The 22,400-nt window shown below is 72.3% G+C and carries 25 protein-coding genes; 15 read left to right on the plus strand and 10 right to left on the minus strand.

Features of this window, described 5'->3' with window-relative positions:
* Positions 1–23 precede the first annotated feature (23 nt).
* From ACGFIW_RS27075 to ACGFIW_RS27085, 3 genes are read right to left on the minus strand one after another with little or no spacing between them, the layout of a single operon-like run.
* Positions 24–503, minus strand: a complete 480-nt coding sequence (locus ACGFIW_RS27075) for a hypothetical protein (RefSeq protein WP_393321248.1) — start codon at positions 501–503, stop codon at positions 24–26.
* A gap of 10 nt (positions 504–513) precedes the next feature.
* Entirely contained in the window at positions 514–969 is a 456-nt protein-coding gene (locus ACGFIW_RS27080) for a GNAT family N-acetyltransferase (protein WP_393321251.1), read from the minus strand.
* Between the two features lie 29 nt (positions 970–998).
* Positions 999–1,604: a TetR/AcrR family transcriptional regulator gene (locus ACGFIW_RS27085; protein ID WP_393321254.1), complete on the minus strand. Its 606-nt coding sequence runs from the start codon at positions 1,602–1,604 to the stop codon at positions 999–1,001.
* Between the two features lie 99 nt (positions 1,605–1,703).
* Here ACGFIW_RS27085 and ACGFIW_RS27090 point away from each other — a divergent pair, with 99 nt between their 5' ends.
* From ACGFIW_RS27090 to ACGFIW_RS27110, 5 genes are all read left to right on the plus strand, one after another.
* Positions 1,704–2,723 carry an aldo/keto reductase gene (locus ACGFIW_RS27090; protein WP_393321256.1) on the plus strand — a complete coding sequence of 340 codons (1,020 nt, stop codon included), beginning with the start codon at positions 1,704–1,706 and terminating at the stop codon, positions 2,721–2,723.
* Positions 2,724–2,967: 244 nt separating this feature from the next.
* Positions 2,968–3,762, plus strand: coding sequence for a class I SAM-dependent methyltransferase (locus ACGFIW_RS27095; RefSeq protein WP_393321259.1), 795 nt, complete (start codon positions 2,968–2,970; stop codon positions 3,760–3,762).
* A 289-nt stretch (positions 3,763–4,051) separates the two neighbouring features.
* Positions 4,052–4,321 carry a hypothetical protein gene (locus ACGFIW_RS27100; RefSeq protein WP_357522631.1) on the plus strand — a complete coding sequence of 90 codons (270 nt, stop codon included), beginning with the start codon at positions 4,052–4,054 and terminating at the stop codon, positions 4,319–4,321.
* Complete coding sequence (locus ACGFIW_RS27105) at positions 4,321–5,361, plus strand: hypothetical protein (RefSeq protein WP_393321262.1); 1,041 nt, start codon at positions 4,321–4,323, stop codon at positions 5,359–5,361. The genes ACGFIW_RS27100 and ACGFIW_RS27105 overlap by 1 nt, the downstream gene beginning before the upstream one ends.
* Before the next feature lie 69 nt (positions 5,362–5,430).
* A complete protein-coding gene (locus tag ACGFIW_RS27110; protein ID WP_393321265.1) occupies positions 5,431–6,360 on the plus strand; it encodes an LLM class F420-dependent oxidoreductase in 930 nt (309 codons plus the stop codon).
* A 61-nt stretch (positions 6,361–6,421) separates the two neighbouring features.
* Here ACGFIW_RS27110 and ACGFIW_RS27115 read toward each other — a convergent pair whose 3' ends face one another.
* Positions 6,422–6,859, minus strand: a complete 438-nt coding sequence (locus ACGFIW_RS27115) for a hypothetical protein (RefSeq protein WP_393321268.1) — start codon at positions 6,857–6,859, stop codon at positions 6,422–6,424.
* Positions 6,860–6,960: 101 nt separating this feature from the next.
* Here ACGFIW_RS27115 and ACGFIW_RS27120 point away from each other — a divergent pair, with 101 nt between their 5' ends.
* Positions 6,961–7,731: a hypothetical protein gene (locus tag ACGFIW_RS27120; protein ID WP_393321272.1), complete on the plus strand. Its 771-nt coding sequence runs from the start codon at positions 6,961–6,963 to the stop codon at positions 7,729–7,731.
* On the plus strand, positions 7,728–9,011 hold the full coding sequence (locus ACGFIW_RS27125; RefSeq protein ID WP_393321275.1) for an FAD-binding protein: 1,284 nt from the start codon (positions 7,728–7,730) through the stop codon (positions 9,009–9,011). Before ACGFIW_RS27120 ends, ACGFIW_RS27125 begins: the two co-directional genes overlap by 4 nt.
* A 60-nt stretch (positions 9,012–9,071) precedes the next feature.
* Here the strand turns inward: ACGFIW_RS27125 and ACGFIW_RS27130 are convergent, their stop codons facing one another.
* From ACGFIW_RS27130 to ACGFIW_RS27150, 5 genes are all read right to left on the minus strand, one after another.
* Positions 9,072–10,211 (minus strand): site-2 protease family protein, encoded by a 1,140-nt coding sequence (locus ACGFIW_RS27130; protein ID WP_393321278.1) that lies wholly within the window; start codon positions 10,209–10,211, stop codon positions 9,072–9,074.
* A gap of 100 nt (positions 10,212–10,311) precedes the next feature.
* Positions 10,312–10,500 carry a PIN domain-containing protein gene (locus tag ACGFIW_RS27135; RefSeq protein WP_393321281.1) on the minus strand — a complete coding sequence of 63 codons (189 nt, stop codon included), beginning with the start codon at positions 10,498–10,500 and terminating at the stop codon, positions 10,312–10,314.
* A gap of 65 nt (positions 10,501–10,565) precedes the next feature.
* The gene (locus ACGFIW_RS27140; RefSeq protein WP_393321284.1) at positions 10,566–11,378 is read right to left on the minus strand and encodes a putative toxin-antitoxin system toxin component, PIN family; all 813 of its coding nucleotides are present in this window, start codon (positions 11,376–11,378) and stop codon (positions 10,566–10,568) included.
* 44 nt (positions 11,379–11,422) lie between these two features.
* A complete protein-coding gene (locus tag ACGFIW_RS27145; RefSeq protein WP_393321287.1) occupies positions 11,423–11,932 on the minus strand; it encodes a helix-turn-helix domain-containing protein in 510 nt (169 codons plus the stop codon).
* A gap of 134 nt (positions 11,933–12,066) precedes the next feature.
* Complete coding sequence (locus tag ACGFIW_RS27150; RefSeq protein WP_393321290.1) at positions 12,067–12,921, minus strand: alpha/beta hydrolase; 855 nt, start codon at positions 12,919–12,921, stop codon at positions 12,067–12,069.
* A 153-nt stretch (positions 12,922–13,074) separates the two neighbouring features.
* Here ACGFIW_RS27150 and ACGFIW_RS27155 point away from each other — a divergent pair, with 153 nt between their 5' ends.
* From ACGFIW_RS27155 to ACGFIW_RS27170, 4 genes are read left to right on the plus strand one after another with little or no spacing between them, the layout of a single operon-like run.
* A complete protein-coding gene (locus ACGFIW_RS27155) occupies positions 13,075–13,974 on the plus strand; it encodes an ABC transporter ATP-binding protein (RefSeq protein WP_393321293.1) in 900 nt (299 codons plus the stop codon).
* Position 13,975: 1 nt separating this feature from the next.
* Complete coding sequence (locus ACGFIW_RS27160; protein ID WP_393321296.1) at positions 13,976–14,776, plus strand: ABC transporter permease; 801 nt, start codon at positions 13,976–13,978, stop codon at positions 14,774–14,776.
* Between the two features lie 26 nt (positions 14,777–14,802).
* Positions 14,803–15,933 carry a sensor histidine kinase gene (locus ACGFIW_RS27165; RefSeq protein WP_393321299.1) on the plus strand — a complete coding sequence of 377 codons (1,131 nt, stop codon included), beginning with the start codon at positions 14,803–14,805 and terminating at the stop codon, positions 15,931–15,933.
* Entirely contained in the window at positions 15,930–16,562 is a 633-nt protein-coding gene (locus ACGFIW_RS27170) for a response regulator (RefSeq protein ID WP_393321302.1), read from the plus strand. Before ACGFIW_RS27165 ends, ACGFIW_RS27170 begins: the two co-directional genes overlap by 4 nt.
* A gap of 10 nt (positions 16,563–16,572) precedes the next feature.
* On the opposite strand, the gene ACGFIW_RS27175 is transcribed toward ACGFIW_RS27170, so the two are convergent.
* Positions 16,573–17,481 carry a L,D-transpeptidase family protein gene (locus ACGFIW_RS27175; RefSeq protein ID WP_393321305.1) on the minus strand — a complete coding sequence of 303 codons (909 nt, stop codon included), beginning with the start codon at positions 17,479–17,481 and terminating at the stop codon, positions 16,573–16,575.
* A gap of 198 nt (positions 17,482–17,679) precedes the next feature.
* On the opposite strand from ACGFIW_RS27175, the gene ACGFIW_RS27180 reads away from it, so the two are divergent.
* Genes ACGFIW_RS27180 through ACGFIW_RS27195 form a run of 4 tightly spaced genes read left to right on the plus strand, consistent with a single transcriptional unit; the run spans position 17,680 to position 22,388 of the window.
* On the plus strand, positions 17,680–19,356 hold the full coding sequence (locus ACGFIW_RS27180) for a hypothetical protein (RefSeq protein WP_393321308.1): 1,677 nt from the start codon (positions 17,680–17,682) through the stop codon (positions 19,354–19,356).
* The gene (locus tag ACGFIW_RS27185) at positions 19,356–20,819 is read left to right on the plus strand and encodes an NADH-ubiquinone oxidoreductase-F iron-sulfur binding region domain-containing protein (protein WP_393321310.1); all 1,464 of its coding nucleotides are present in this window, start codon (positions 19,356–19,358) and stop codon (positions 20,817–20,819) included. The genes ACGFIW_RS27180 and ACGFIW_RS27185 overlap by 1 nt, the downstream gene beginning before the upstream one ends.
* A gap of 37 nt (positions 20,820–20,856) precedes the next feature.
* Complete coding sequence (locus ACGFIW_RS27190) at positions 20,857–21,483, plus strand: TlpA family protein disulfide reductase (protein WP_393321314.1); 627 nt, start codon at positions 20,857–20,859, stop codon at positions 21,481–21,483.
* Positions 21,480–22,388, plus strand: a complete 909-nt coding sequence (locus ACGFIW_RS27195) for a cytochrome c biogenesis CcdA family protein (protein ID WP_393321317.1) — start codon at positions 21,480–21,482, stop codon at positions 22,386–22,388. Before ACGFIW_RS27190 ends, ACGFIW_RS27195 begins: the two co-directional genes overlap by 4 nt.
* The last annotated feature ends 12 nt before the right edge of the window (positions 22,389–22,400 follow it).

Here is a 22,400-nt window from a genome sequence, read left to right on the forward strand (position 1 = left end):
CGGCGCAATGCTGATGGCCCACGTCAACGGGGCATTGACAAGGCGTTCTCGATCGTCGCCGCAGCGGCCCGGGCGGGTGCCGGCAGCCGGTCGCCCGCCTCGCCGAGGTCGGCGACGAGGTGCAGGGCCAACGCGTACAGCGAGCCCGGGGCGGCGTCCAGGGCGGCGTCCACAGTGCTGCGCACCAGCGCCGCCCGACGGAACCGCGCGTCCCACCGCCGGTCGGCGGCAACCCATCGCCCGAGGTCGGCCACGGCGGCACGCACCGCCGCGATCTGCGCGGAGTAGCTGACGTCGAGCCGCTGTCGCCGCGACCGCCGCGCCGCCGCCAGGCGCTGCCGGCGCTGCTCGGCGGCCTGCCGGCTGCCGAGGCCCAGCGCCTGAGCCACCTGCGCCCACGTCGCGCCGTCGTGCCGCGCCCGGTCGATCAGGTCCAGCTCCTGCTCGTCCAGGCGGGCGCGGGCAACCTGGACGTCCGCCAACCGCGCCAAGTCCGACGTCACGCTGTCAATGTTACGTTGACAGCGCCACTGTCGGTGCGCGCACCAGGAACACGTCCACCGGATCCTCGGCCTCAAGCGTGAACCCGTGTCGCTCGTAGAGCCGCCGGGCCGGACTGCCCCGCAGCACGTTCAGCCGGACCACTGTGCCGTCGCTGTCGCACCGGTCCAGCAACTCGCGCAGCACGGCCGTGCCGATGCCGCTGCCCTGGAGGTGCGGCGCCAGGTAGAAGTGCTCCAACCACCGGGCGTCGTCCGCCGGGCGCAGCGCCACGCAGCCGGCGAACGCGCCGCCCACCTCGACAACCCAGGTGTACGCCGGAGCGAAGCCGTCGCGCAGGCGCTGCCGCACGCGCTGTTCGTCGTAGCGCCCGAGTCGCTCCAGATCGGCCCGCAGCACCACGGCCCGCAGCTCGGCCACGGCGTCGACGTCCGCCATCGAGGCCGGTCGCAGCTCCCACTCCACCATGATCACCACGCTAGCGCTGCCCGCAGGCCCTACGGGAGGCGCAGCCCCGCGATGAGGAGACCGACCATCCGGCGCGCGTCGTAGCGGGGGTCGGCCGCGCCGACGCAGAGATTGCCGACACCACGCAGCAACTCGAAGGCGTTCACGTCGGGGCGGATGTCGGCGGCGGCGGCGTTGAGCAGGTCGGCGCACACCGGGACGAGCCGGTCGATGAAGTAGGTGTGCAGGGAGTCGAAGGCCGCGTTGTCGGACTGCAACGCCGCGGCGAGGCCGTGCTTCGTGACCAGGAAGTCGACGAAGAGGTCGATCCACTGCGCCAGGGCGGCGTACGGTGTGCCGCTGGCGGCCAGCAGGGTCGGGCCGGCCTGGGCGCACGCCTCGACCTGGTGCCGGTAGACGGCCACGATGAGGTCGGCACGCGTCGGGAAGTGGCGGTAGATCGTCCCGACACCGACGCCGGCCCTGGCGGCGATGTCCCGCACGGGCGCGTCCACGCCGGAGGCGACGAAAGCCGCGGCGGCGGCGTCCAGCAGGGTCGCCTCGTTGCGCCGGGCGTCGGCCCGCTTCCGGGGGGCGCTGTCGTTGACGGCCACCGCGCCGTTACCTCCATCACCAGACTTGGCAAACGGAACCATGTTCCGTATCTTCGGTGGCGGAACATGGTTCCGCTTGCTCAGCATGGCAGAGCGGTGGGGCCGGAGCCAAGCCACGTCTTCGTCGCAGGAGGAACTGTCATGCACTACCGCACTCTGGGTCGTACCGGTGTCCAGGTCAGCACACTCGTACTGGGCGCGATGAACTTCGGCAAACTGGGAGGAACCACCCAGGACGAGGTCACCGCCATGGTCGACGTCGCCCTGGACGGGGGAGTCAACCTCATCGACACCGCCGACGCGTACGGCCAGGGCGAGTCCGAGGAGATGGTCGGCCGGGCCATCGCCGGTCGCCGGGACGACATCGTGCTGGCCACCAAGGCGGGTCTGCCGATGGGCGATGGGCGCGACAGTCGGGGCAGCTCCCGCCGCTGGTTGGTCACCGCGTTGGACAACAGCCTGCGCCGCCTCGGCGTCGACCATGTCGATCTCTACCAGATCCACAGGTGGGACCCGAGCACCAGTGACGAGGAGACCCTGTCGACCCTGACCGATCTCCAGCGGGCCGGCAAGATCCGCTACTTCGGGTCGTCGACGTTTCCCGCGTACCGCATCGTGCAGGCCGAGTGGGCCGCCCGGGAAAACCACCTGAGCCGTTACGTCACCGAGCAGCCCAGCTACTCGATCCTGCAACGCGGGATCGAGACCCACGTCCTGCCCGTGACCGAGCAGTACGGGCTCGGCGTGCTCGCGTGGAGCCCGCTCGCCTCGGGCTGGCTGTCCGGTGCGATCCGCGAAGGCCGGGAGGTCACCACCAACCGGTCGGCCTTCCTGCCGCAGCGCTTCGACACCACCATCCCGGCCAACCGGGCCAAGCTTGACGCCGTCGAGAAACTGGCCACGGTGGCCGACCAGGCCGGCCTCACCATGATCCAACTCGCGCTGGGATTCGTCACCGCGCACCCCGCCGTGACCAGCGCGATCATCGGCCCCCGCACCATGGACCACCTGCACACGCAGCTCGCCGCCGCAGACACCGTGCTCTCGGCCGACGTGCTCGACGCGATCGACGCGATCGTGGCGCCCGGCGTCGACCTCGCCGCACACGAGAAGTCCGACACCCCGCCCGCCCTGCTCGACCCGGCACTGCGACGTCGCTGAGCCGAACAGGGCACGGTGGTGCTTCAGGCTACCGGTCTGCGCATCTCCGGCCCGGATGGCGACGGCGGTCGCATCCCCGACCTCAGTGTGTGGCGCAAGCCGCCGACCCGCAGCGTCTGGGCGGGGACGGCAGCTACGAGCAGCGGGCCCGGATGCCGTTGGCGTGGCTGCTGCAGACGACTCCCGCCGATCATCTCGACTGAAATTCACCGCCGAGTGACAGCGCCCGTCGTATCGTGCCGGCATGACGCACCCGGTGTGGGCGGACGGTGACGCGTACGAGGCGTACGTCGGTCGGTGGAGCCGCCTGGTCGCGGCGGAGTTCCTGCGCGGGCTGGGCGTGACGCCCGGTCGGCAGTGGCTGGACGTCGGCTGCGGCACCGGCGTGCTGACCTCGACGATCCTCGCCGACGCCGCACCCGCCCGGGTAACCGGCGTCGACCGGTCGGTGGGTTTCGTCGCGACCGCGCGTACCCGGGTCGTCGACGCGCGGGCGACCTTCCAGGTGGGCGACGCCCGCGCCTTGCCGGTGGGCGACCGCACCGCGGACGTCGTGGTGAGCGGGTTGACGCTCAACTTCGTGCCGGAGCCGGCGCGGGCGGTGGCGGAGTTCACCCGGGTGGTCCGGCCGGCGGGGACGGTGGCCGCCTACATCTGGGACTACGCCGACGGCATGGCGATGATGCGGCACTTCTGGGACGCCGCCGCGCAACTCGACCCGGCCGCGGCGACCCTCGACGAACAGAGCCGGGGCACCGTGTGGCGGCCCGAGGCGTTGCGGGCGCTCTGGGAGGACGCCGGCCTGGGCGAGGTGTCGGTCCGACCTCTCGACGTGCCGACGGTCTTCGCCGACTTCGCCGACTACTGGACACCGTTCCTCGGTGGGCAGGGCACGGCGCCGGGATACCTCACGACGTTGGCCGAGCCGGCCCGGGACGCGCTGCGGCAGGTGCTGGCAGCCCGTCTTCCGGTCGGGCCGGACGGCTCGATCCACCTCGTCGCGCGCGCCTGGGCCGTCCGGGGTGTCGCGGCCGAATAGCCGTCGCGACTCACGTTTCCGCAGGTCAGCGGGGGTCTTTGTCGTGCACCGGACAAGACGGTAGGGCCTGCGGCGGAGCACTGTTGGGGCAGGTGCCGACTCCGCTGGGGGCGCCCGCAGCGGTTTCCTCCTCACCGGGACAAGGACGTCATCACCGCCGACGCCGCCGCGTGGCCGCGTCGCCTGGGCCGGTGTCCCGTCTTCCCTCTCGCACTTCTGTGCGTCACGTCGGTCCGGAGTCGCTCATCGTGCGCCCGGACCCGGCGACCTATTTCAGAGAGGCATGTCCATGGCCGCTCCCACCGCAACCGCAACCCTGACCGCGCCGGTCTACTCGCCGGGCGACCAGATGCTCCTGACAGTCACCTACGCCGACACCGACACCAAGCCGTTGACAGTCACCATCGTGGTCACCGACGCGCAGGGCAACAGCAGCGCACCCGTCAAGGTCACCGCGGTCATCGACCCGCTCACCCTGACCGTGACCGACAGCTCCGGGCGTATCTGGACCCGGGTCTCCGACAACGGCGCCGTCGCCGTGTACCGGGCGGTGGCGTGATGCCCCGCGTCACCGTCCAGGTGCGCGACACGGCCGGTAACACCGCGACGGCCACCGCCGACTACGTCGTGGGTAGTCAACCGGTGCTCGGCGGCTACTACCTCTCCGGTGGTGCCGATCCGACCGCCGACATGGCCGGCGGCAACTTCCGCTCCCTGACCCAGTACCGCAGCTTCGCCGACGGCTACACCTTCCCCGGCTACAACCGGCCCTGGCTGATCACCCTCGGTAGGGCGGGGGTACAGATCAACATGGTGCTGGAACTCAAGCACTACGGCGCCGCGGACACCGGCCCGCAGACCTTCACCGTGGACGGCACCACCTACACCGTGCCGGCACCGTCGATGACCATCCAGCAGCGCCCCGGCACCACCTGGCCGAAGGCGTACGGGTACGGGCAGGTGGTCGCCGGTCACTGCGACGGGTTGTTCGCCCGGGCGCTGGCACAGTATCGGACGCTCGGCTTCGGCGTGAACATCCAACTCGCGTCCGAACTGGACACCGACCACGAGTTCGGCACCACCGAGGCCGGTATCCCGTTCACCTGGGCGCAGTCCGACGCCCGCGCGGTGCAGGCGATCAACTACATCCTCACCTGGTTCAAGGCGCGGACGCTGCCCAGCGGCACGACGTTCTCGGTCGGCATCGGCGGCTTCGACCGGGCCTGCTTCCAGCGCGTCCACCCGGAGTCGCTGATGACCCGGCTGGATTTCCTCCAGTGGAACGTCTACGGCACCAACGCCAGCCACACCGCGCTGGCCCGGTTCCGCCGCACCAAGGACTGGGCGGTGGCCGACCTCGGCCCGGTGGCGCTGTCCCGTCGGGTGCTCATCGCCGAGTGGGGGGTGCGGGTGGCCGAGATCCCCAACCAGGCCGCCTGGATCGCCACCGTGCCGGCGGCCATCGCCCAGCTCAACGCCGAGGGGGGACCGCCGATCGCCCGCACCAACTACTTCAATTCCGGGTGGGGCACGCTGACCCCGAAGGCGACCGGGCTGGCCGCGCTGCGGTCCGCGTACGCCACCCTGCCGTACGCCTGAGTCCGCGGCTCGGCGACCCGGTCGGTGCGACTGCCGACCGGGTCGCCCGGGGGACCCTATGCTCGGATGATGGAATTGCGGATCTTCACCGAACCCCAGCAGGGCGCCAGCTACGACCAGTTGCTCGCCGTCGCCCGCTGCGCCGAGGACGCCGGCTACGGTGCGTTCTTCCGGTCCGACCACTACCTCAGAATGGGTGACGTGACCGGCGAGCCCGGCCCCACCGACGCGTGGACCACGCTGGCTGGCCTGGCCCGGGACACCAGCCGCATCCGGCTCGGCACGTTGATGACCGCGGCCACCTTCCGGCTGCCCGGCCCGCTGGCGATCACCGTGGCGCAGGTCGACCAGATGAGCGGCGGTCGCGTCGAGTTGGGCATCGGCACCGGCTGGTACGCCGAGGAGCACAGCGCGTACGGCATCCCGTTCCCGCCCCTGGCCGAGCGGTTCGACAGGCTGGAGGAGCAGCTCGCGGTCATCACCGGGCTCTGGTCCACGCCGCCCGGGCAGCGCTACGAGTACGACGGTCGGTACTACCCGGTCCGGGACTCGCCCGCACTGCCGAAGCCCGTGCAGCAGCCGCGCCCGCCGATCCTGCTCGGCGGGACGGGCCCGAAGCGCACCCCCAGGCTGGCCGCCCGCTACGCCGACGAGTTCAACCTGCCGTTCGCGTCGGTGCCGGACACGGCGGCCCAGTTCGACCGGGTCCGCGCCGCGTGCGGGGAGATCGGCCGGGACCCGGCCGACATGGTGTGGTCCAACGCCCTGGTGCTCTGCTGCGGGCGCGACGACGCCGAGGTGGCTCGTCGGGCCGCCGCGATCGGCCGCCAACCGGACGAGTTGCGGGTCAACGGCCTGGCCGGGACGCCCGGCGAGGTCCTGGACACCATCGGCCGGTACGCGGAGATCGGCAGCCAGCGGCTCTACCTACAGGTGCTGGACCTGGGCGACCTGGAGCACCTCGAACTGGTCGCCCACGAGGTGCTGGCGAAGCTCTGAGCCGACGGGCCGACGGGCCCACGGGCCCACGGGCCGACGGGCCGACGGGCGGTGGTGACGGTCAGGCGCGGCGGTGGGCGCCCACGCCGGACCCGGGCAGGTTCGCCGCACCCAGCACGGTGTCCAGCCGCCCGTCCCGGTCACTGTCCACGTAGGTGATGTCGGCGATCCCGTCGCCGTCCACGTCGATCTGCACGACGTCGGCGACGCCGTCACCGTCGAGGTCGGTGACCACCTCCACCGAGCCGTCCAGGTGCCGGGTCACGATCGACTGTGGCCCGGCGCCTGGCGCGCGCGGCGCGGGGCCGGGCGCCGGCACCGGCGTCGGGGCCGGCGCGGGTGCCGGGGTGGGGCGGGGACCGGGCGTGGGCGCCGGATGGCTGGGCAACCCGCCGGCTGGCGGCGTGCTTGCCGGCTCGACGCCGCTGCCGGTCGGGTCCAGTTCCTCCTCGGAGGGGAACACGTCGCCCCGTGGGGCAGGATCGCGGTAGCTGCTCATGGGCGTAGGGTTCCCCGGCGATGACGAGAACAACCGTGCCCGATCGACCGGTGTCCCCGGTGGGCGGTTTGGCGGAGGATGCGAGAACCGACGCCACGGTCATGAACGGGGGTCCGAGCGTGGAACTACGCCGGAATCGGGGGGCCCGTGCGCTCGCTCTGGTGTGCGTACTCGGTGGGGTGTTGCTGTTGGTCTATCCCAGCGACGGCGCGCCGCTACGGACGATCATCGCGGGGGGTGCCGTCGCGCTCGGCGTCGTGGCGCTGGTCAGCGCCCTGCGGCCGTTCCGCTTCGGGATCGACGCCGAGGGGCTCACCATCCGACGGCCCGGCCTGCGCCGGAACATCCGGTGGGGCGAGGTCGACGCGTTGGTCCTGGACGAGCCGCCCCGCCGCGACGGCTACCGGAGGCCGCCGCGACTGCTGCTGGTGCCCGTCCCGGGCGTGCCGCTGGAGCCGGTGACCGCCCGCCACCCGGTCGACGGTCGCCCCGCCATCGAGTTGCTCGTCCTGGACCAGGTCCGTGAGCAACCCGACCAGGTGGCCGCCGCGCTCACGCGATACGCCGGTGACCGTTTCGTCGATCTGCTGGCGCTGCGCCGAGCGGCCTTCGCCGACCCGGACCTGCCGGTGGGCCTGCGGGGCTACCAGATGGACCGGGTCGACCTGTTGATCCGCCGTGGTCAGGACGCCCTGCTTGCCGCGGACGCGCCGACCCGACGGGCGGCCCGGGGTGAGATCGAACGCGCCAGCGCGGCCGGTCTGCCGATCGCCCAACGTGGCTACCACACGTTCCAGACGGATACGGTTCTGAACGCCCTCGTCGCCGCGTTGGCCGACCACCAGTCCACCGATCGGGAGACCGCGACATGATCGCGCACGGACCGCACGCCACCCCGGCCACCGCACCCGACGTTCCGCGCCGCAACTGGGCCGGCAACGTGCGGTACGCCGCTCGGGCGTTCCACCGGCCGACCTCCACCGACGAACTGCGCCGCCTGGTCGCCGGCAGCTCCCGGGTCCGGGCGGTGGGCAGCGGGCACTCCTTCAACCGCTTCGGCGACACCGACGGCGACCTGGTCACCCTCGCCGGGCTGCCCCCGGTCGTCGAGGTGGACCGCGAGCGCGGGCAGGCCACCGTGAGCGGCGCGATGCGCTACGGAGACGTCGCCCGACAACTGCACACCCAGGGGTACGCGCTGGCCAACCTCGCCTCGCTGCCGCACATCTCGGTGGCCGGCGCGGTGGCCACCGCCACCCACGGCTCCGGGCCGGCCCACGGCAACCTGGCCACCGCTGTCGCCGGCCTGGAGTTGGTCACCGCGGACGGCGACCTGCTGCGCGTCGACCGCGAGACCGACCCGGACACGTTCGCCGGCATGGTGGTCGGTCTCGGCGCGCTCGGCCTGGTCACCCGGCTCACCCTGGACGTGGTGCCGGCCTTCGAGTTGCGCCAGTACGTGTCGCTCGACCTCGATCGGGAGGCGTTGGACGAGGCGCTCGACTCGGCGTACAGCGTCAGTGTCTTCACCGACTGGCGGGCACCCCGGCTGCGTGAGGTGTGGCGCAAGCAGGTGGCCGACCAGCCGTCGCCCCCGGCGGACTGGCTCGGCACCACCGCCGCCACCGAGGCACGCCACCCGGTGCTCGGCATGTCCCCGGAGAACTGCACCCCGCAGCTCGGCGAGCCGGGCCCGTGGCACGAGCGGCTGCCGCACTTCAAGCTCGGCTTCACGCCGAGCAGCGGCGACGAGTTGCAGTCCGAATACCACGTGCCGCGAACGGCGGCGGCCGACGTGCTCGCCGCGCTGGACGAGGTGGCGCACCTGATCGCACCGGTGCTGCTGGTGTGCGAGCTACGGACGGTGGCGGCGGACGGGCTGTGGCTCAGCCCGAACCACCAACGGGACAGCTTCGTCGTGCACTTCACCTGGATCGACGACACCGCGGCCGTACTGCCGGTGGTGGCCGCGGTGGAGGAACGCCTGGCGCCCTTCGCGCCCCGCCCGCACTGGGGCAAGGTCTTCGTCACCGATCCAGCCGAGCTGGCCACCCGCTACCCGAGGTACGCCGACTTCGCCGCCCTACTGCGCCACCAAGACCCGACCGGCAAGTTCCGCACCGACCTGCTAGACAGGTACTTCCCCCGCTGACCTCGTTGATCATGAGGTTATTGCCGCCCGGCCCGGCGTGTCGTGACGATAACCTCATGATCAACGAAGTGGGGTGGGGGTGGTGCGGAGGGTGCTGCGTTGGACCGCTCGGCTGATGTCGCTGGGACTGACGATGCCGACCAACTGACCGTCCGTGACCACCAGTGCTCGGCCGTCGGCGCACTCGCTGAGCCGGGGGAGCAGGTCGTTGAGCTGTTCACCGGGCTGGGCTAGGACCAGCTGGTCGGCCCGGCAGGCCACCTCGGCCAGCGTGGTCGACGCCCGCCGCTCGGCGGGCACGCCGCGCACCCGGTCGACGGTGACCAGGCCGGTCGGCCGGCCCTCCTCGGTGAGTGGCAGCGCCGAATGCCGGTACGCGAACAGGTAGTGGTCGACGAAGTCGGCAACGGTCATCTCCGCCGAGGCGGTCTGCGGCTGCGGGGTCATGACGTCACCCACCCGCACACCGCGCAGCGCGCTCCCGGTGCGGGCCTGCCGCTCCTCCATCCCGGCGGCACCGATCAGGAACCAGCCGATCAGGGCCAGCCAGAGCCCACCGAAACCGACCCCGGACAGGAACTGCCACAGCCCCAGACCGATCAACAGGACACCCAGCACCCAACCCGCGCGCGCGGCGGCCACCGACGCTCTGGCCCGGTCACCGGTGGCCTTCCACACCGCGGCGCGCAGCAACCGGCCGCCGTCCAGCGGCGCGGCCGGCAGCACGTTGAAGATCGCCAGCAGGACGTTGATGCCGGCCAGCCACGCCACCGCCCCGAAGAGCAGCCCGTCCTGCCCGGCCAGCGCGAGTAGTGCGGCGACCGCGCCGAAGAGCGCCCCGAGCAGCAGGCTGACCAGCGGGCCGACACCGGCGATCCGCAGCTCCGCGCCCGGGTCGCGCGGCTCGCCCCGCAACTCGGCCACCCCGCCGAACAGCCACAGCGTGATGCCGTCGACCGCCAGCCCGTTGCGCTTGGCCACCACCGCGTGCGACACCTCGTGGGCGAGCAGGCCGACGAAGAAGACCACCGCCGCCACCAGCCCGGCCAGGGTGTACGCCACCGGCGAGCGATCCGGGTACGAGCGGGGGAACTGGTTCGCGGCCAACCCCCAGGCGATCAACGCGAAGATGACCAGAACGCTCCAGTTGACGCCGACCGGCACCCCCGCGATCCGACCGAGTCGGAAACTGGCCCTCATCCTCGGCTCATACCCGTCGGTCGCGTCCCCATGCCGGCCCGGCGTTCCGGCGTCTTGACGGACGACCCGAGTCCATGTCGTAGCGCAGCCGATGATGCGCTCAGTCGGCGGTGCCGGCGGGGACGACCCAGGTGGTGGGCTGCCCGGTGATCGCGGTGATCAGCTCGAAGTCGCCGTCGTAGTGCAGCACGGTGACTCCGTGTCGTTCGGCGGTGGCGGCGATCAGCAGATCCGCCATGGACAGGGCTCGGTGGTCACCCTTGTGCAACGCACGCCAGCACTCGCGCACTGGCGATTCCGCGGCAGGGTGACGCCGTCGGCCGATGGGTCAGGACGGCCGTTCGGCTACCGGGGTCACCGGCCGGCTTCTTCACCGACTACATCAACGCCGAGCTGGCCCAGCCCAGCTCCGACCGCTCCCTGCTGGCGCTGCTGCGGGGTGTGCCTGCTTTGACGTGGTGCGTCAGAAGCGTCGTGCTGCGCGGGCGACGGAAACTCCATCCCCCGATCCGCCGCTGTTGCCGGCCGGCTTTCGTCTTCCGGCGTAACGATCGACGCTTCTGAGGTGCCGTGCGGGGAGCGCGAGCGAGGGAGCGTCGCCGGGAGTTGTGCCAAGACCTGCGATACGAACGTCGGGGCGCCAGACCTGCGAAGGAGTTCGAGCAGATCCGCGACGTTCAGGCGAGGTTTGCCCGGTGCCCGCCCCGTATCTGCGCTCTGCCTTCTGAGTACGTCAACGACGAGGGAAGGCGAAAGGTCGAACTGAAGACACAGGAAGCGGTCCGGTCGCATTACCTCAATATGGAGCGGATCCACCGCAGCGGCCGGAAAATGCTTCACATTGTTGGTGATGATGACATCGGCCCGACCGACGATGGCGGCTGCGAGCACATGTCGATCACCCGCATCATTCTGCAAGTCGGGGATGAGCGAATCATGACCGGTCACCATGGCGTCCACAAAGGTGTTGTTCATGTCGGCGAACATCGCATCGAGTCGTCCGGCGTTCACTTCGGGACGGAGCCGCAGGATAATTCGTCGGGTCTCGGCGAGAATTTCCTCGCTCCACAGCGGGCGATAAAGATCATCCTCCGCAACGCGAAGGAGCGTGTCGCGGAGGGCGTTAGGCACCAGGACGTTCGCGTCGAGCAGGGCGGAAAACGGCACCAACTGAGCCTATTGGGCCCAACCGTCCAACGGAAGTATCTGCTTCACGTTCGGTTGTTGTCGTCCTCGATGGAGTCATCGTCGACCAGGTCGTAAAGCCCCAGCCCGATGCTCGCCGTGGTCATGCGTTGAAGCAGCTCCCGGCGTTCCCGTCGACGCTGTCCTTGATATTCGAGTACGTCCGCGAGCTTGATACGTCGGTGACTGTTGGGCCGCTCATGCGGAATCTTTCCCTCGTCGAGCAGCCTCGTCAGCGTCGGTCGCGAAACTCCAAGCATGTCCGCGGCCTGCTGTGTCGTGAGCGTCGTGTGTTGGGGTGCGATCGTGACGGCGTATCCGCTGGCCAGGGCTTCGAGCGCTTTCACCAAGATGTCGTGCAGGCCGTCGGGTAGAGGCACGGTGCTTGAGCCGTCCGCGCTCACCAGGCGTGCTCGTGTCTCCGGCACCAACTGTCCGCGGTCCCGCAGGACCTGAAGCAGATCAATTACCTCGGCGCTGTGAGCGGGGTCGGGCAGGATCGTCTGCTCATCCATGACACGGTTGGGTGCGGTCATGACGTCAGCATTCTACGAAATCGAAAGAATCGCAACGTGATCAAGGCTTGTTGCCCGGCGTGGCAAAAATCGGACAATCCACCGATGGGTCGGTGGTGACACGGGCGCGCAGTTCTGGTGGGCACGCTCGCCGCTCAGCGCCGCGGGCTCTCGCTGGCGATGGTCGCCTCCCGGGGCAGGGCCGCCGCGCGCAGCGCCCAGTCCAGCGCGTAGTCGGCGACCTCCTCCCAGCCGTCCTGCCCGACGGTGAAGTGCGACCGGCCGGGAAACTCCTGGTACGCGGTGAGCGCCCGGGACTTCTGGTAGAGCCCCGCGTTGGCGCGGACCACCGACGCCGGCACCACGTGGTCCGCCCCGCCGGCCAGCAGCAGCAGGGGCGCGCGGTCGTCGCGGGCGGTGTCGACCCGGGCGGGTGAGCGCGGGTCGACGTTGGCGAACGCGCCCTCGAAGAACACCCGGCCGGCACCGGGGACGGCGTAGCGCTGATAGGCCCGGTCGGAGTCGGCACGGCTCATCGTGTTGCCGAAGGTGTAGGCGAAGTCGTCCGGGGTGAACGGCACGGCCCTGCTCCGGTTGGCGGGACTGCGCAGGATCGGGAAGCCGGAGCGTAGCTGACTCAGCGGCACCTTGAGCACCCCCTTCACCGCCGCGGGATGCACCCCCACCACCGCCGCGCCGAGACCCCGGTCGGCGAGGACCTGGGCGAACAGACCGCCGAACGAGTGGCCCATGATGATCGGTGGTCGCGGCAGCGCCCGGATGATCTTGTCGTAGTGCGCCACGATCGTGGCCATGCTCTGCTCGGCGATGGGGGCCGGGTCGTCACGCAACTCCTCCACGGACCGGTCCATCCCGGGCCAGGCCGGGGCGATGACGTGCATGCCGCGCGCGGTGTACCGCTCGGCCCACCCCTGCCAACTGCGCGAGGTCATCCAGAGCCCGTGGATCAGCACGATCGTGTCGACCTGGCCCTGCGGCGTAGCACCCATCGCGTCCTCCCGGTGTCGCGGCGTCCGGCCCGGCGGTTACCCGCTGCCGCGCCGGGAATTCCTCCGAGCGCGCAGCGGCCCTGACAAATGTCACGGCCGGGACGTGACGACCGCTCCGGGCACCGGGGTACGCGTCGCCGGAGCATGACTGACATGACCAGTACGCATCCGGCCGTGGAGTTGGACGGCCTCACCAAGACCTTCGGCGCGGTCACCGCGGTCGACGGGCTGAGCCTGCGGGTGCAGCCCGGCGAGGTGGTGGCGTTCCTCGGCCCCAACGGGGCGGGCAAGACCACCACCATCGACATGCTGCTCGGTCTGGCTCGCCCGGACGAGGGCACCGTCCGCATCCTCGGCGGCACCCCGGACGACGCGGTGGCCCGGGGCCGGGTCGCCGCCGTGCTCCAGACCGGCGGGCTGCTCAAGGACCTCACCGTCGGCGAGACGGTGGAAATGACCGCGCACTTCTACCGGCACACCCGCCCGACGGCCGAGGTGCTGGAACGGGCCGGTATCGCCGACATCGCCGGGCGGGTCGTCGGGCGGTGCTCCGGCGGGCAGCAGCAGCGGCTGCGCTTCGCGCTGGCCCTGTTGCCCGACCCGGATCTGATGGTGCTCGACGAGCCGACCACCGGCATGGACGTCGAGGGCCGGCGGGACTTCTGGCAGGCCCTGCGCCGCGACGCGCGGGCCGGCCGGACGGTCATCTTCGCCACCCACTACCTGGACGAGGCCGACGCGTACGCCGACCGGATCGTGCTGGTCCGGCAGGGGCGCATCGTGGCCGACGGCACCACCGCGGAGATCAAGAACCTGGCCGCCGGCCGCACGGTCCGGGCCACCCTGCCCGGCGCCGACCAGGCCGCACTGGCCGCGCTGCCCGGCGTCGACGCCGTCGAGGTACGCGGCGACAGCGTGCTGGTACGCACCAACGACTCGGACGCGATCGCCCGGCACCTGCTCACCCGGACCGACGCCCGGGACGTGGAGATCACCTCCCGCAACCTTGAGGACGCCTTCCTCGCCCTGACCACCGCGCACACCGGAGCCTGAGATGACAACCGTCACCCCCACCCCCACCCGTGCCGTCGAGCCGGATCGTCGGTTGCCCGCCCTGGGCGGGTTCGCCCCCGGGGTGCTGCGCATCGAGCTGCGCCGGGTGCTGCGTAACCGGCGTACCCTCGCCTTCACGCTGATCATGCCGGGTGTCTTCTTCCTCATCTTCGGCCTGCCGCAGGGCGGGCAGTCGCTCGACAACGGCCGCCCGGTGACCGCGTACGTCATGATCAGCCTGGCGGTGTACGCGGCCATGGTGGCGACCACCAGCGCGGGCGGCGCGGTCGCCACCGAGCGGGCCCTGGGCTGGAGCCGGCAGCTACGGCTCACCCCGCTGCGCCCGACCGCGTACGTGGCGACCAAGCTGATCACCGCGATGACCCTCGGCCTGCTCGCCGTCGTCGTCGAGTTCCTGGTGGGCGCGGCGGCCGGTGTGCGCATCCCCGCGTACGTCTGGCTGCTGTCCGGGCTCGCCGCCTGGCTCGGCTCGCTGGTCTTCGCCGCGTTCGGCCTGTTCATCGGCTACCTGGCGCCGGCCGAGAACGTCATGCAGTTCATCGGCCCGATCCTGGCCGTGCTGGCCATGTTCGGTGGCCTGTTCGTCCCGGTCGAGGTGCTGCCGGAGGTGCTCCAGCAGGTCGCGAAGTTCACCCCGGTGTACGGCATGGGTGTGCTGGCCCGCGCCCCGTTGACCGGCGAGGGGGTGAGTGTGGCGGCGGTGGCCAACCTCGTCGTCTGGGCGCTGCTCTTCGGTGTCGGCGCGGCCCGGCTGTTCCGCCGGGACACCGCGCGGGTCTGACCCCGGCGACGGCTAGCGTTGAGCCGATGGACTCCCTGACGGGTCAGCCCCGATCGGTGAGCCGCCGATGGCGGTTCACCGGTTGGCTGCTGGCCGCGGTGTGGCTGTTCTTCCTCAATGTGCCGCTCTCCACCGCGCTGCACCAGACGCAGCCATGGCGGCGAATCGTCGGCGTGGTTACCCTGTTCGTCTTCGGCCTGGGCTACGTGCTGCTGTTCCAGTGGGCACGTCACCTGCGTGAGCACCTTCGACCAATCCCTCCACGACGGGCCGGGATCGCGCTGTTGGGGTTGGTCGCGCTGGGGTTGGCCAGCATCCCGGGCACCGCCGGGGACTGGACGGCCACGCTGGTGTTCGTGGCCGCGTCCGCGGTGTTCCTGCTGTCGGCGGCGCAGGCGCTGGTCATCGTGGCGCTCTGCGCACTAATCCCACTGGTGGGGGCCTGGCTGGTGCCGACCTGGACGGGGGAGAGCACTGTCACTTTCGCGGTGCTGCTCGCCTCGTTCGCCATGTTCGGGGTGTCGCGGCTGGCCCAGCGCAACAGCGAACTCCGGGCGGCCCAGCAGGAGATCGGCCGACTCGCGGTCGCCGAGGAGCGGGCCCGTGCCGCCCGCGACCTGCACGACATTCTCGGGCACTCGTTGACCGTGGTGGCGATCAAGGCCGAGTTGGCGGGCCGGCTCATCGAGGTGGACCGCGAGCGCGCCGCCGTCGAGATCGCCGAGGTGGAGGCGCTGGCCCGCGCGGCGCTGTCCGACGTACGGCAGACGGTCGGGGCGTACCGCGAGGTCACCCTCAGCGCGGAGCTGGCCGGCGCCCGCTCCGCGCTGGCCGCGGCGGGCATCGCGGCGGACCTGCCGGCCGAGGTGCCGGCGCTGCCGGACGAGTGGGACCGGTTGTTCGGGTGGGCGGTGCGGGAAGGGGTGACGAACGTGGTCCGGCACAGCGGGGCGCGGTGCTGCACGGTCCGGGTACACCCGGATCGGGTCGAGGTGAGCGACGACGGTCGCGGGCCGTCCACTCCCGACACCAGTGGGCACGGGCTCGTCGGCCTGCGGGAGCGGGCGCGGGAGTTGGACGCCGCGCTCAGCGTCGGTCGCCGACCGGACGGGAGTGGCTTCCTGCTCCGGGTGCACGCCCCGGCGGAGGCCCGGTGAGCGGCGACGCCCCGACGATCCGGCTGCTGCTCGCCGACGACCAGGCGCTGGTCCGGGGCGCGCTGGCCGCGCTGCTGTCGCTGGAGGATGACCTGAGCGTGGTGGCCGAGGTCGGCCGGGGCGATGAGGTGGTCCCCGCGGCCCGCCGCAGCGACCCTGACGTCGCCCTGCTGGACGTGGAGATGCCCGGCCTGGACGGGATCGCCGCCACCGCCGCGTTGCGGACCGCGTTGCCGACCTGCCGGGTGCTGGTGGTGACCACCTTCGGCCGACCCGGCTACCTGCGTCGGGCCATGGAGGCCGGCGCGAGCGGCTTCGTGGTCAAGGACACTCCGGCCCGGCAACTCGCCGAGGCGGTCCGCCGGGTGCACGCCGGTCTGCGGGTCGTCGACCCCGCGTTGGCCGCCGAGACCCTGGCCGCCGGGGTGAGCCCGCTTACCGACCGGGAGACCGAGGTGTTGCGGACCGCCCGCGGCGGTGGCACGGTCGCCGATCTGGCCGGGGCGCTGCACCTGTCGGAGGGGACGGTGCGCAACCACCTCTCGGCGGCGATCGGCAAGACCGGTGCGCGTAACCGGGCCGAGGCGATCCGGGTCGCCGAGCAGAACGGCTGGCTGCTCGGCGGGTGACGGCCGCCGGTCAGGCGGTCGGGGGTGGGGTGGGCAGCCTGTCGACGACCACCACGCTGCTGCCGGGCCGGACCTCGGCGAGCAACTCCCGCTGACCGCTGCGGGTCAGCCGGATGCAGCCGTTCGTGGTGTTCTCACCCAGCTCGTCGTCGTTGTACCAGGTGTGCACCCCGATGTGGGCGCCGCGCAGCCCGGCCGGCACCGACTCGGGGTCGTCGGGCACCGAGCCGAGGGCGTAGATGTCCACGCCGCCGTAGACCTCCTCGGGCGGCGGGGTCCGGCCCAGGACGAACGTCCGCCCCAGCGGAGTCTCCTGCCCCGACTGGCCGAGGCTCACCTTCCAGGAGCGCACCGCCGCGCCGGCCCGGTACCAGGTGAGCCGGTGGACCTTGCGTTCCACCACGATCTGGTCGCGCAGCGCCACCGTGTCGAACCCGCCGGGAGGCAGCCAGGCGAGCCGCCCGTTGGCCGACGGCAGCAGGACGGCCGTCCAGCCGGCGCGCCGGTCGGCGACCGGCATGGTCAGGTCGACGCCGCTGATCGTGGGTTCGAGGAAGGCGCGCGGACGGCCGCCGGGCGCGTCGTACGCGGGGATCCGCCGGGTCGGGTGCACACCCTCGGTCAGCGGCGTGGTGTCCATGGTGGCCGGATCGGCGGGGAAGCCTCCGGGCGCGGGGTCGTAGTCGACAACCGGCAGCCCGGCCGGGGCGGGCGTGGCCGGAAGGACCGGCTCCTCCGGGCGCTGCTCGGCGCTGCTCGGGGGCGGGTCGGCTGCCGCGATCCGCCTGTCCGGGGCCGTCGCGCCGGGGGTCAGCGCCTGGCCCACCAGCAGCGCGGTCACCAGCAGGGCGGGTACGGCGATGGTGGCGGCAACCCAGACGCCACGACGACGGTACGCGGACTTTCGGTCAAACGGCACGAAACCACTCTAAGGTGGCGGCCGGCTCGCGGCTCCCGGTTCGCCGATACCCGTCGACCGAAGGTCCCCACCCCGCGCCGAGGTGGAGGGCAACGCACGTCGACGCACCTCGGTTCGATCCCGGCCCAGAAATTTTTCGGCGCGGGTGATCCGCGCGCCCCGCCGGTCCGTACTGGATGGGGGAGCAGGGGTCGGCCGGTGGTACGCCGCCGCGAGACGATCGAGGAGCACATGGCCCGGGCACAGCAGAACCAGAAGGCGGCCACCGTCCGGACCAGCGCCAGCAGTCGGGGGGTACGCACACCGTCACGGTCGGCGACCACCCTGCTGATCGCGTCGGTGCTCGCCGCACTCTGGGCGGCGGTCATGCTGACGGGCGCTGGACAGAAGGCGTACGCGTACGGCTTCTTCTTCACCGAGTTCTTCGCCGGGGTGATCTCCCTGGTGACGTTGAGTCTCACCGTGATGCTCGGGCTGCTCGCCACCGACCGGCTGGTGCTGCGCATCTCGCACCGGGTGCTGATGCAGTCGGCGCACCGGGCCACCGGAGTGCTGGGCGTGGCCGGGCTCGGCTTCCACGTCCTCACCAAGATCGCCACCGGGCGGGCGGCGGCGACCGACGCGCTGGTGCCGTTCGTCGGCGGCCGAGGGCTCTACGTCGGGCTCGGCACGGTGGCCGCCCTGCTGATGGTCAGCGTGATCTGGACCGGCATCATCCGGGCCCGCTTCGCCGGCGTCGGTCCCAAGTGGCTGTGGCGCACCCTGCACTCCACCGCGTACCTGGCCTGGCCGTTCGCCGTTTTCCACGGCCTCAACGCCGGTCGGGCCGCGAGCCCCTGGGTGGTGTTCAGCTACCTCGGCTGCATCCTGCTCGTGGTGCTGGCCCTGCTGGTCCGGCTCTCGGTCACCATCGGCCGGCGCAGCCGCGAACAGCACCAGGCCGCGGTGCGCAACGCGGTGATGGCAGGCCGGGCCGAGGAGGCGAAGACCGCCCGATCGCTGCTGGCCGGGTTGGGTCGGGGCAGCAAGGCCGCCGACAAGCGTCCCGCCTGGGCGGAAACCACCACCGCCACCTGGGCCGCGCCGGCCGCGCGGCGTGACCCGGACCGGTTCACCGTCCCGGTGGTGCCCGAGCCCGGTTCCCTCGTCGAGTCGACCCGGCCCAGTCGACGCCGGCGCGCGGAGGAGCCGGCGGCCCGCCGCGACACCGAACGACAGTCGCGCGGCCGGCGCGACGAGGCGGAGCCCACGACCCGCCGATCGCGCCGTAGCGCCGAGGAGACCGTCACCCGCGGGCGCGACGACGCGGACACCGTCACCAGTCGACGCGACGACGAGGAGTTGACGCCGGCGACCCGGCGGCGCGGCTCCCGTACCCGGGACGAGGCCGTGCCGACCGGTCGGCGACGCGCCGACGAGCCGGCGGCCGAGCGGTCCCGCCGCCGGTCCCGCAGCGAGGACGACGGCAGCCGCTACTCGGCGCCGCCGCAGCCGACGGTCGAGCCGGAGGAGCCGTGGGACAGCCCGCTGCGGTGGCAGGCCGCCGAACCGATCTCCGCCGGTCCCGTCTCCGCCGAGCCGATCTCCGCCGGCCCGATCTCGGCCAGCCCGATCTCCGCGACGCCGCGCAGCGGCAGCGGCCGGCACAGTGTCGAGGACGACGTGCCGGAGGAGCCGGACTACTGGCGTCCGCCGGCCCGGTACGTGCCGGACGAGGTCGCGCCGCCCGTCGACGACACCCCGACCCTTGTCGACCTGGCGTCCCGGCGCGCTCGGCGGGCCGCCGGGGAGGGCCGGTCCGCGAAGCGTCGCAAGGCCAGCGCGGACGCGGTGGACGGGGCGTACTGGGCTGGGCTGCGGGGTGAGGCGAAGTGATGCGCACGGCCGTGCCACCCGTCGCCTGCGTGGGTGAGCCCCGGCTCACCGCCGGCTTCGCCGAGTTCGGTCGGCTCGACCTGGCCGCGCACGAGGAGGTGCACGGTCCGATCGGCCCGATGGAGCCTGCGCAACTGCTCCGGCTCGCCGAGGGCATGCAGCTCAAGGGCAAGGGCGGGGCGGGTTTCCCGTTCGCCCGCAAGATGCGTGCGGTGCTGGAGTCCTGCGAACGCCAGGACCTCGCCGCCGTGGTGGTGGTCAACGCCACCGAGGGGGAGCCGGCGAGCTGGAAGGACAAGGTGCTGCTGACCCGCGCCCCGCACCTGGTCCTGGACGGCGCGGCGCTTGCCGCGTACGCGTTGGACGCCGACGAGATCGTGATCGGCGTCGCCGACGACGGGGTCGGCCGGGACTCGCTGATGGAGGCCCTCGAAGAGCGCCGGATGCCGGTGCTGACCACCATCGTCACCGTGCCGCACCGGTTCATCTCCGGCGAGGGCGGCGCACTCGTCAACGGGATCAACGGGCTGCCGCACATCCCGCCCGGCACCAAGAAACGTTCCAGCGACTCCGGGGTCAGCGGCCTGCCCACCCTGCTGTCCAACGCCGAGACGTACGCGCAGCTCGCCGTCGGCGCCCGACTCGGCCCGTACGAGTACGCGGCGCTCGGCACCGACGACGAGCCGGGCACCGTACTGCTCACCGTGACCGGCGCGGCGGGCCGACCGGCCGTCGTGGAGTGCACCGCCGGCATGCCGCTGCGCGACGTCCTCGACCTCTGCGAGGTGCCGGAGACCCAGGGCATCCTGATGGGCGGCTACCACGGAAAGTGGATCACCCCGGAGGCGGCGGAGAAGGCCGAGGTGTCCCGCAAGGGCCTGGCCGCGGTCGGCGGCACCCTCGGCGCGGGCATCATCGTCCCGCTCGGCGTCGACACCTGCCCGCTCGGTGAGGCCGCCCAGGTGGTGCGCTACCTCGCCGGGGAGTCCGCCGGCCAGTGCGGGCCGTGCAAGATGGGCCTACCCGACCTGGCCCGCGCGGTGGACCTGGCCGTGGCCGGAAGTCAGCCGGCCGACGTGGTGCGCGCCGCAGCCGGCGAGGTGAGGGGCCGGGGCGCGTGCAGCCACCCGGACGGCACCGCCCGGTTCGCGCTCTCCGCGATCGAGGTCTTCGCCGACGACCTGCGACTGCACACCACCGGTGACGGCTGTGGCCGGCGGGTCAAGGGTGTGATGGGGCTGCCCGGCGCACCCGACGCGAACCCGCAGAAACTCACCCTGGACTGGTCGCGCTGCGACGGGCACGGCCTGTGCGCGCACGTCGTACCGGACTTCATCCGGCTCGACGCCAACGGATACCCCGCCTTCCCGCCCACCCCCGTGCCGACCTGGCTGCGGGAGGGCGCGTTGAAGGCGGTCAAGGTGTGCCCCGAGCTGGCTCTGCGCCTCGCCAAGGCCGAGTAGGGAAGGGCACCTTCTCGCCGAACGAACGGAGACGCGCATGCGCGGCTGGCACGTACCGAGGCGGCTGTCCGGGGTTGGTGCGGCCCGTCGGGCCGGCACCGCCGTGGCGCTGGCCGCCGCGCTGCTCGGCGTGGTCTCCTGCACCGGTACGGCCACCCCTGCACCGGCGCTCGCCGGCACCGCGCCGACCACCACCGGTGCCCCGCCAGCCACCACCGCCACCGCGACCGGCTCGCCGAGCACGGCCCCGGCGGTGGTCCCGGACGTGCTGCGCTTCACCGGCACCACCCTCACCGGCGCGGCGTTCGACGCGGCGCAGCTCGCCGGCAAACCGGTGGTGCTGTGGTTCTGGGCGCCGTGGTGCGCCACCTGCGCCAGTCAGGCCTGGACGGTGGCCGAGGTCGCACCCCGTTACCGGGACACCGTGCCGATCATCGGCGTCGCCGGGCTGGGCGAGCAACGGGCCATGAAGGAGTTCGTCACCGAGTTCGACCTCGCCGCAACGCCACAGATCGACGACCGCAAGGGCGTGCTCTGGAAGCGGTTCAAGGTGACCGAGCAGAGCATCTTCGTGCTCATCGATCGGAGCGGCACGGTGGTCCACCAGGGCTTCCTCGACGGTGAGGCACTCACCGCCCGGGTCGCCGCACTGGCCGAGGCGTGACCGCCACACTGCTGCTCGCGCTGACCGCCGGCATGCTCGGCGCGGTCAACCCGTGCGGCTTCGCGTTGCTGCCCGCGTACCTCTCGCTGTTGGTCGCCGGGGCGTCGGACACCCGCGGCGCGGTCGGGCGCGCGCTCACCGCGGCGGCCGGGCTGACCCTGGGGTACGTGCTGGTGTTCGGCGCGTTCGGCCTGGCGCTCGCGCCGCTGGCCGGCTGGCTGCGGCCCCGGCTGCCGTGGCTGACCGTGGCGCTCGGCGTGCTGCTGGCGGTGGCCGGCTGCTGGCTGCTCGCCGGCCGCCGACTGCCCGCGCCCGGCTGGACCACCCGGGCACCCCGGCTGACCCGGTCCTGGCCGTCGATGGCGCTGTTCGGCGCGGCGTACGCGCTGGCGTCGCTCGGCTGCGCCATCGCCCCGTTCCTGGCCATCGTGGTGACAAGCCTCCAGGCCGGCTCGACCGGGCGCGGGTTGGCGTTGTTCGGCGCGTACGCCCTCGGGATGGGCCTGGTGGTCGCGGTCGCCGCGCTCGGTGTGGCGCTGCTGCGCGACGGTCTGGTGGCGCGACTGCGTGTCGCCGGCGCGTTGGTGCCCCGCCTCAGCGGCCTGGTGCTGCTGCTCGCCGGGGGCTACGTCGCCTGGTACGGCTGGTACGAGCTGAGGCTGGCAGCCGGACGCCGGGAAGCGCTGCACGACCCGGTGATCCGGGTGGCCGCCGAGCTCCAGCACACCCTGGCCAGCACCCTGGACACCATCGGCCCAGCGCCGCTGCTGGCCACCCTGGCCACGCTCCTGCTGCTGGCAATACTGACCCGCCGCCCCCGCTCCCGCGATCTTGCGGTTTCTGTCGCGACAAAAGCCGTGGAACACCACGTTTCGGGGACAGAAACTGCAAGATCGACGAGGTGAGCGGGGTGGGGT

Source organism: Micromonospora sp. NPDC048935, assembly GCF_043197875.1.
In the GTDB taxonomy this organism is placed as follows: domain Bacteria; phylum Actinomycetota; class Actinomycetes; order Mycobacteriales; family Micromonosporaceae; genus Micromonospora.

Bases quoted from the DNA above. Each gene is read 5' to 3' on its own strand.
- ACGFIW_RS27095 (WP_393321259.1), top strand. From the start codon at position 2,968: ATGACGCACCCGGTGTGGGCGGACGGTGACGCGTACGAGGCGTACGTC.
- ACGFIW_RS27185 (WP_393321310.1), top strand. From the start codon at position 19,356: ATGCGCACGGCCGTGCCACCCGTCGCCTGCGTGGGTGAGCCCCGGCTC.
- ACGFIW_RS27155 (WP_393321293.1), top strand. From the start codon at position 13,075: ATGACCAGTACGCATCCGGCCGTGGAGTTGGACGGCCTCACCAAGACC.
- ACGFIW_RS27115 (WP_393321268.1), bottom strand. From the start codon at position 6,859: ATGAGCAGCTACCGCGATCCTGCCCCACGGGGCGACGTGTTCCCCTCC.
- ACGFIW_RS27105 (WP_393321262.1), top strand. From the start codon at position 4,321: ATGCCCCGCGTCACCGTCCAGGTGCGCGACACGGCCGGTAACACCGCG.
- ACGFIW_RS27090 (WP_393321256.1), top strand. From the start codon at position 1,704: ATGCACTACCGCACTCTGGGTCGTACCGGTGTCCAGGTCAGCACACTC.
- ACGFIW_RS27085 (WP_393321254.1), bottom strand. From the start codon at position 1,604: ATGGTTCCGTTTGCCAAGTCTGGTGATGGAGGTAACGGCGCGGTGGCC.
- ACGFIW_RS27125 (WP_393321275.1), top strand. From the start codon at position 7,728: ATGATCGCGCACGGACCGCACGCCACCCCGGCCACCGCACCCGACGTT.
- ACGFIW_RS27145 (WP_393321287.1), bottom strand. From the start codon at position 11,932: ATGACCGCACCCAACCGTGTCATGGATGAGCAGACGATCCTGCCCGAC.
- ACGFIW_RS27120 (WP_393321272.1), top strand. From the start codon at position 6,961: ATGAACGGGGGTCCGAGCGTGGAACTACGCCGGAATCGGGGGGCCCGT.
- ACGFIW_RS27080 (WP_393321251.1), bottom strand. From the start codon at position 969: ATGGTGGAGTGGGAGCTGCGACCGGCCTCGATGGCGGACGTCGACGCC.
- ACGFIW_RS27130 (WP_393321278.1), bottom strand. From the start codon at position 10,211: ATGAGGGCCAGTTTCCGACTCGGTCGGATCGCGGGGGTGCCGGTCGGC.
- ACGFIW_RS27165 (WP_393321299.1), top strand. From the start codon at position 14,803: ATGGACTCCCTGACGGGTCAGCCCCGATCGGTGAGCCGCCGATGGCGG.
- ACGFIW_RS27150 (WP_393321290.1), bottom strand. From the start codon at position 12,921: ATGGGTGCTACGCCGCAGGGCCAGGTCGACACGATCGTGCTGATCCAC.
- ACGFIW_RS27110 (WP_393321265.1), top strand. From the start codon at position 5,431: ATGGAATTGCGGATCTTCACCGAACCCCAGCAGGGCGCCAGCTACGAC.
- ACGFIW_RS27160 (WP_393321296.1), top strand. From the start codon at position 13,976: ATGACAACCGTCACCCCCACCCCCACCCGTGCCGTCGAGCCGGATCGT.
- ACGFIW_RS27190 (WP_393321314.1), top strand. From the start codon at position 20,857: ATGCGCGGCTGGCACGTACCGAGGCGGCTGTCCGGGGTTGGTGCGGCC.
- ACGFIW_RS27100 (WP_357522631.1), top strand. From the start codon at position 4,052: ATGGCCGCTCCCACCGCAACCGCAACCCTGACCGCGCCGGTCTACTCG.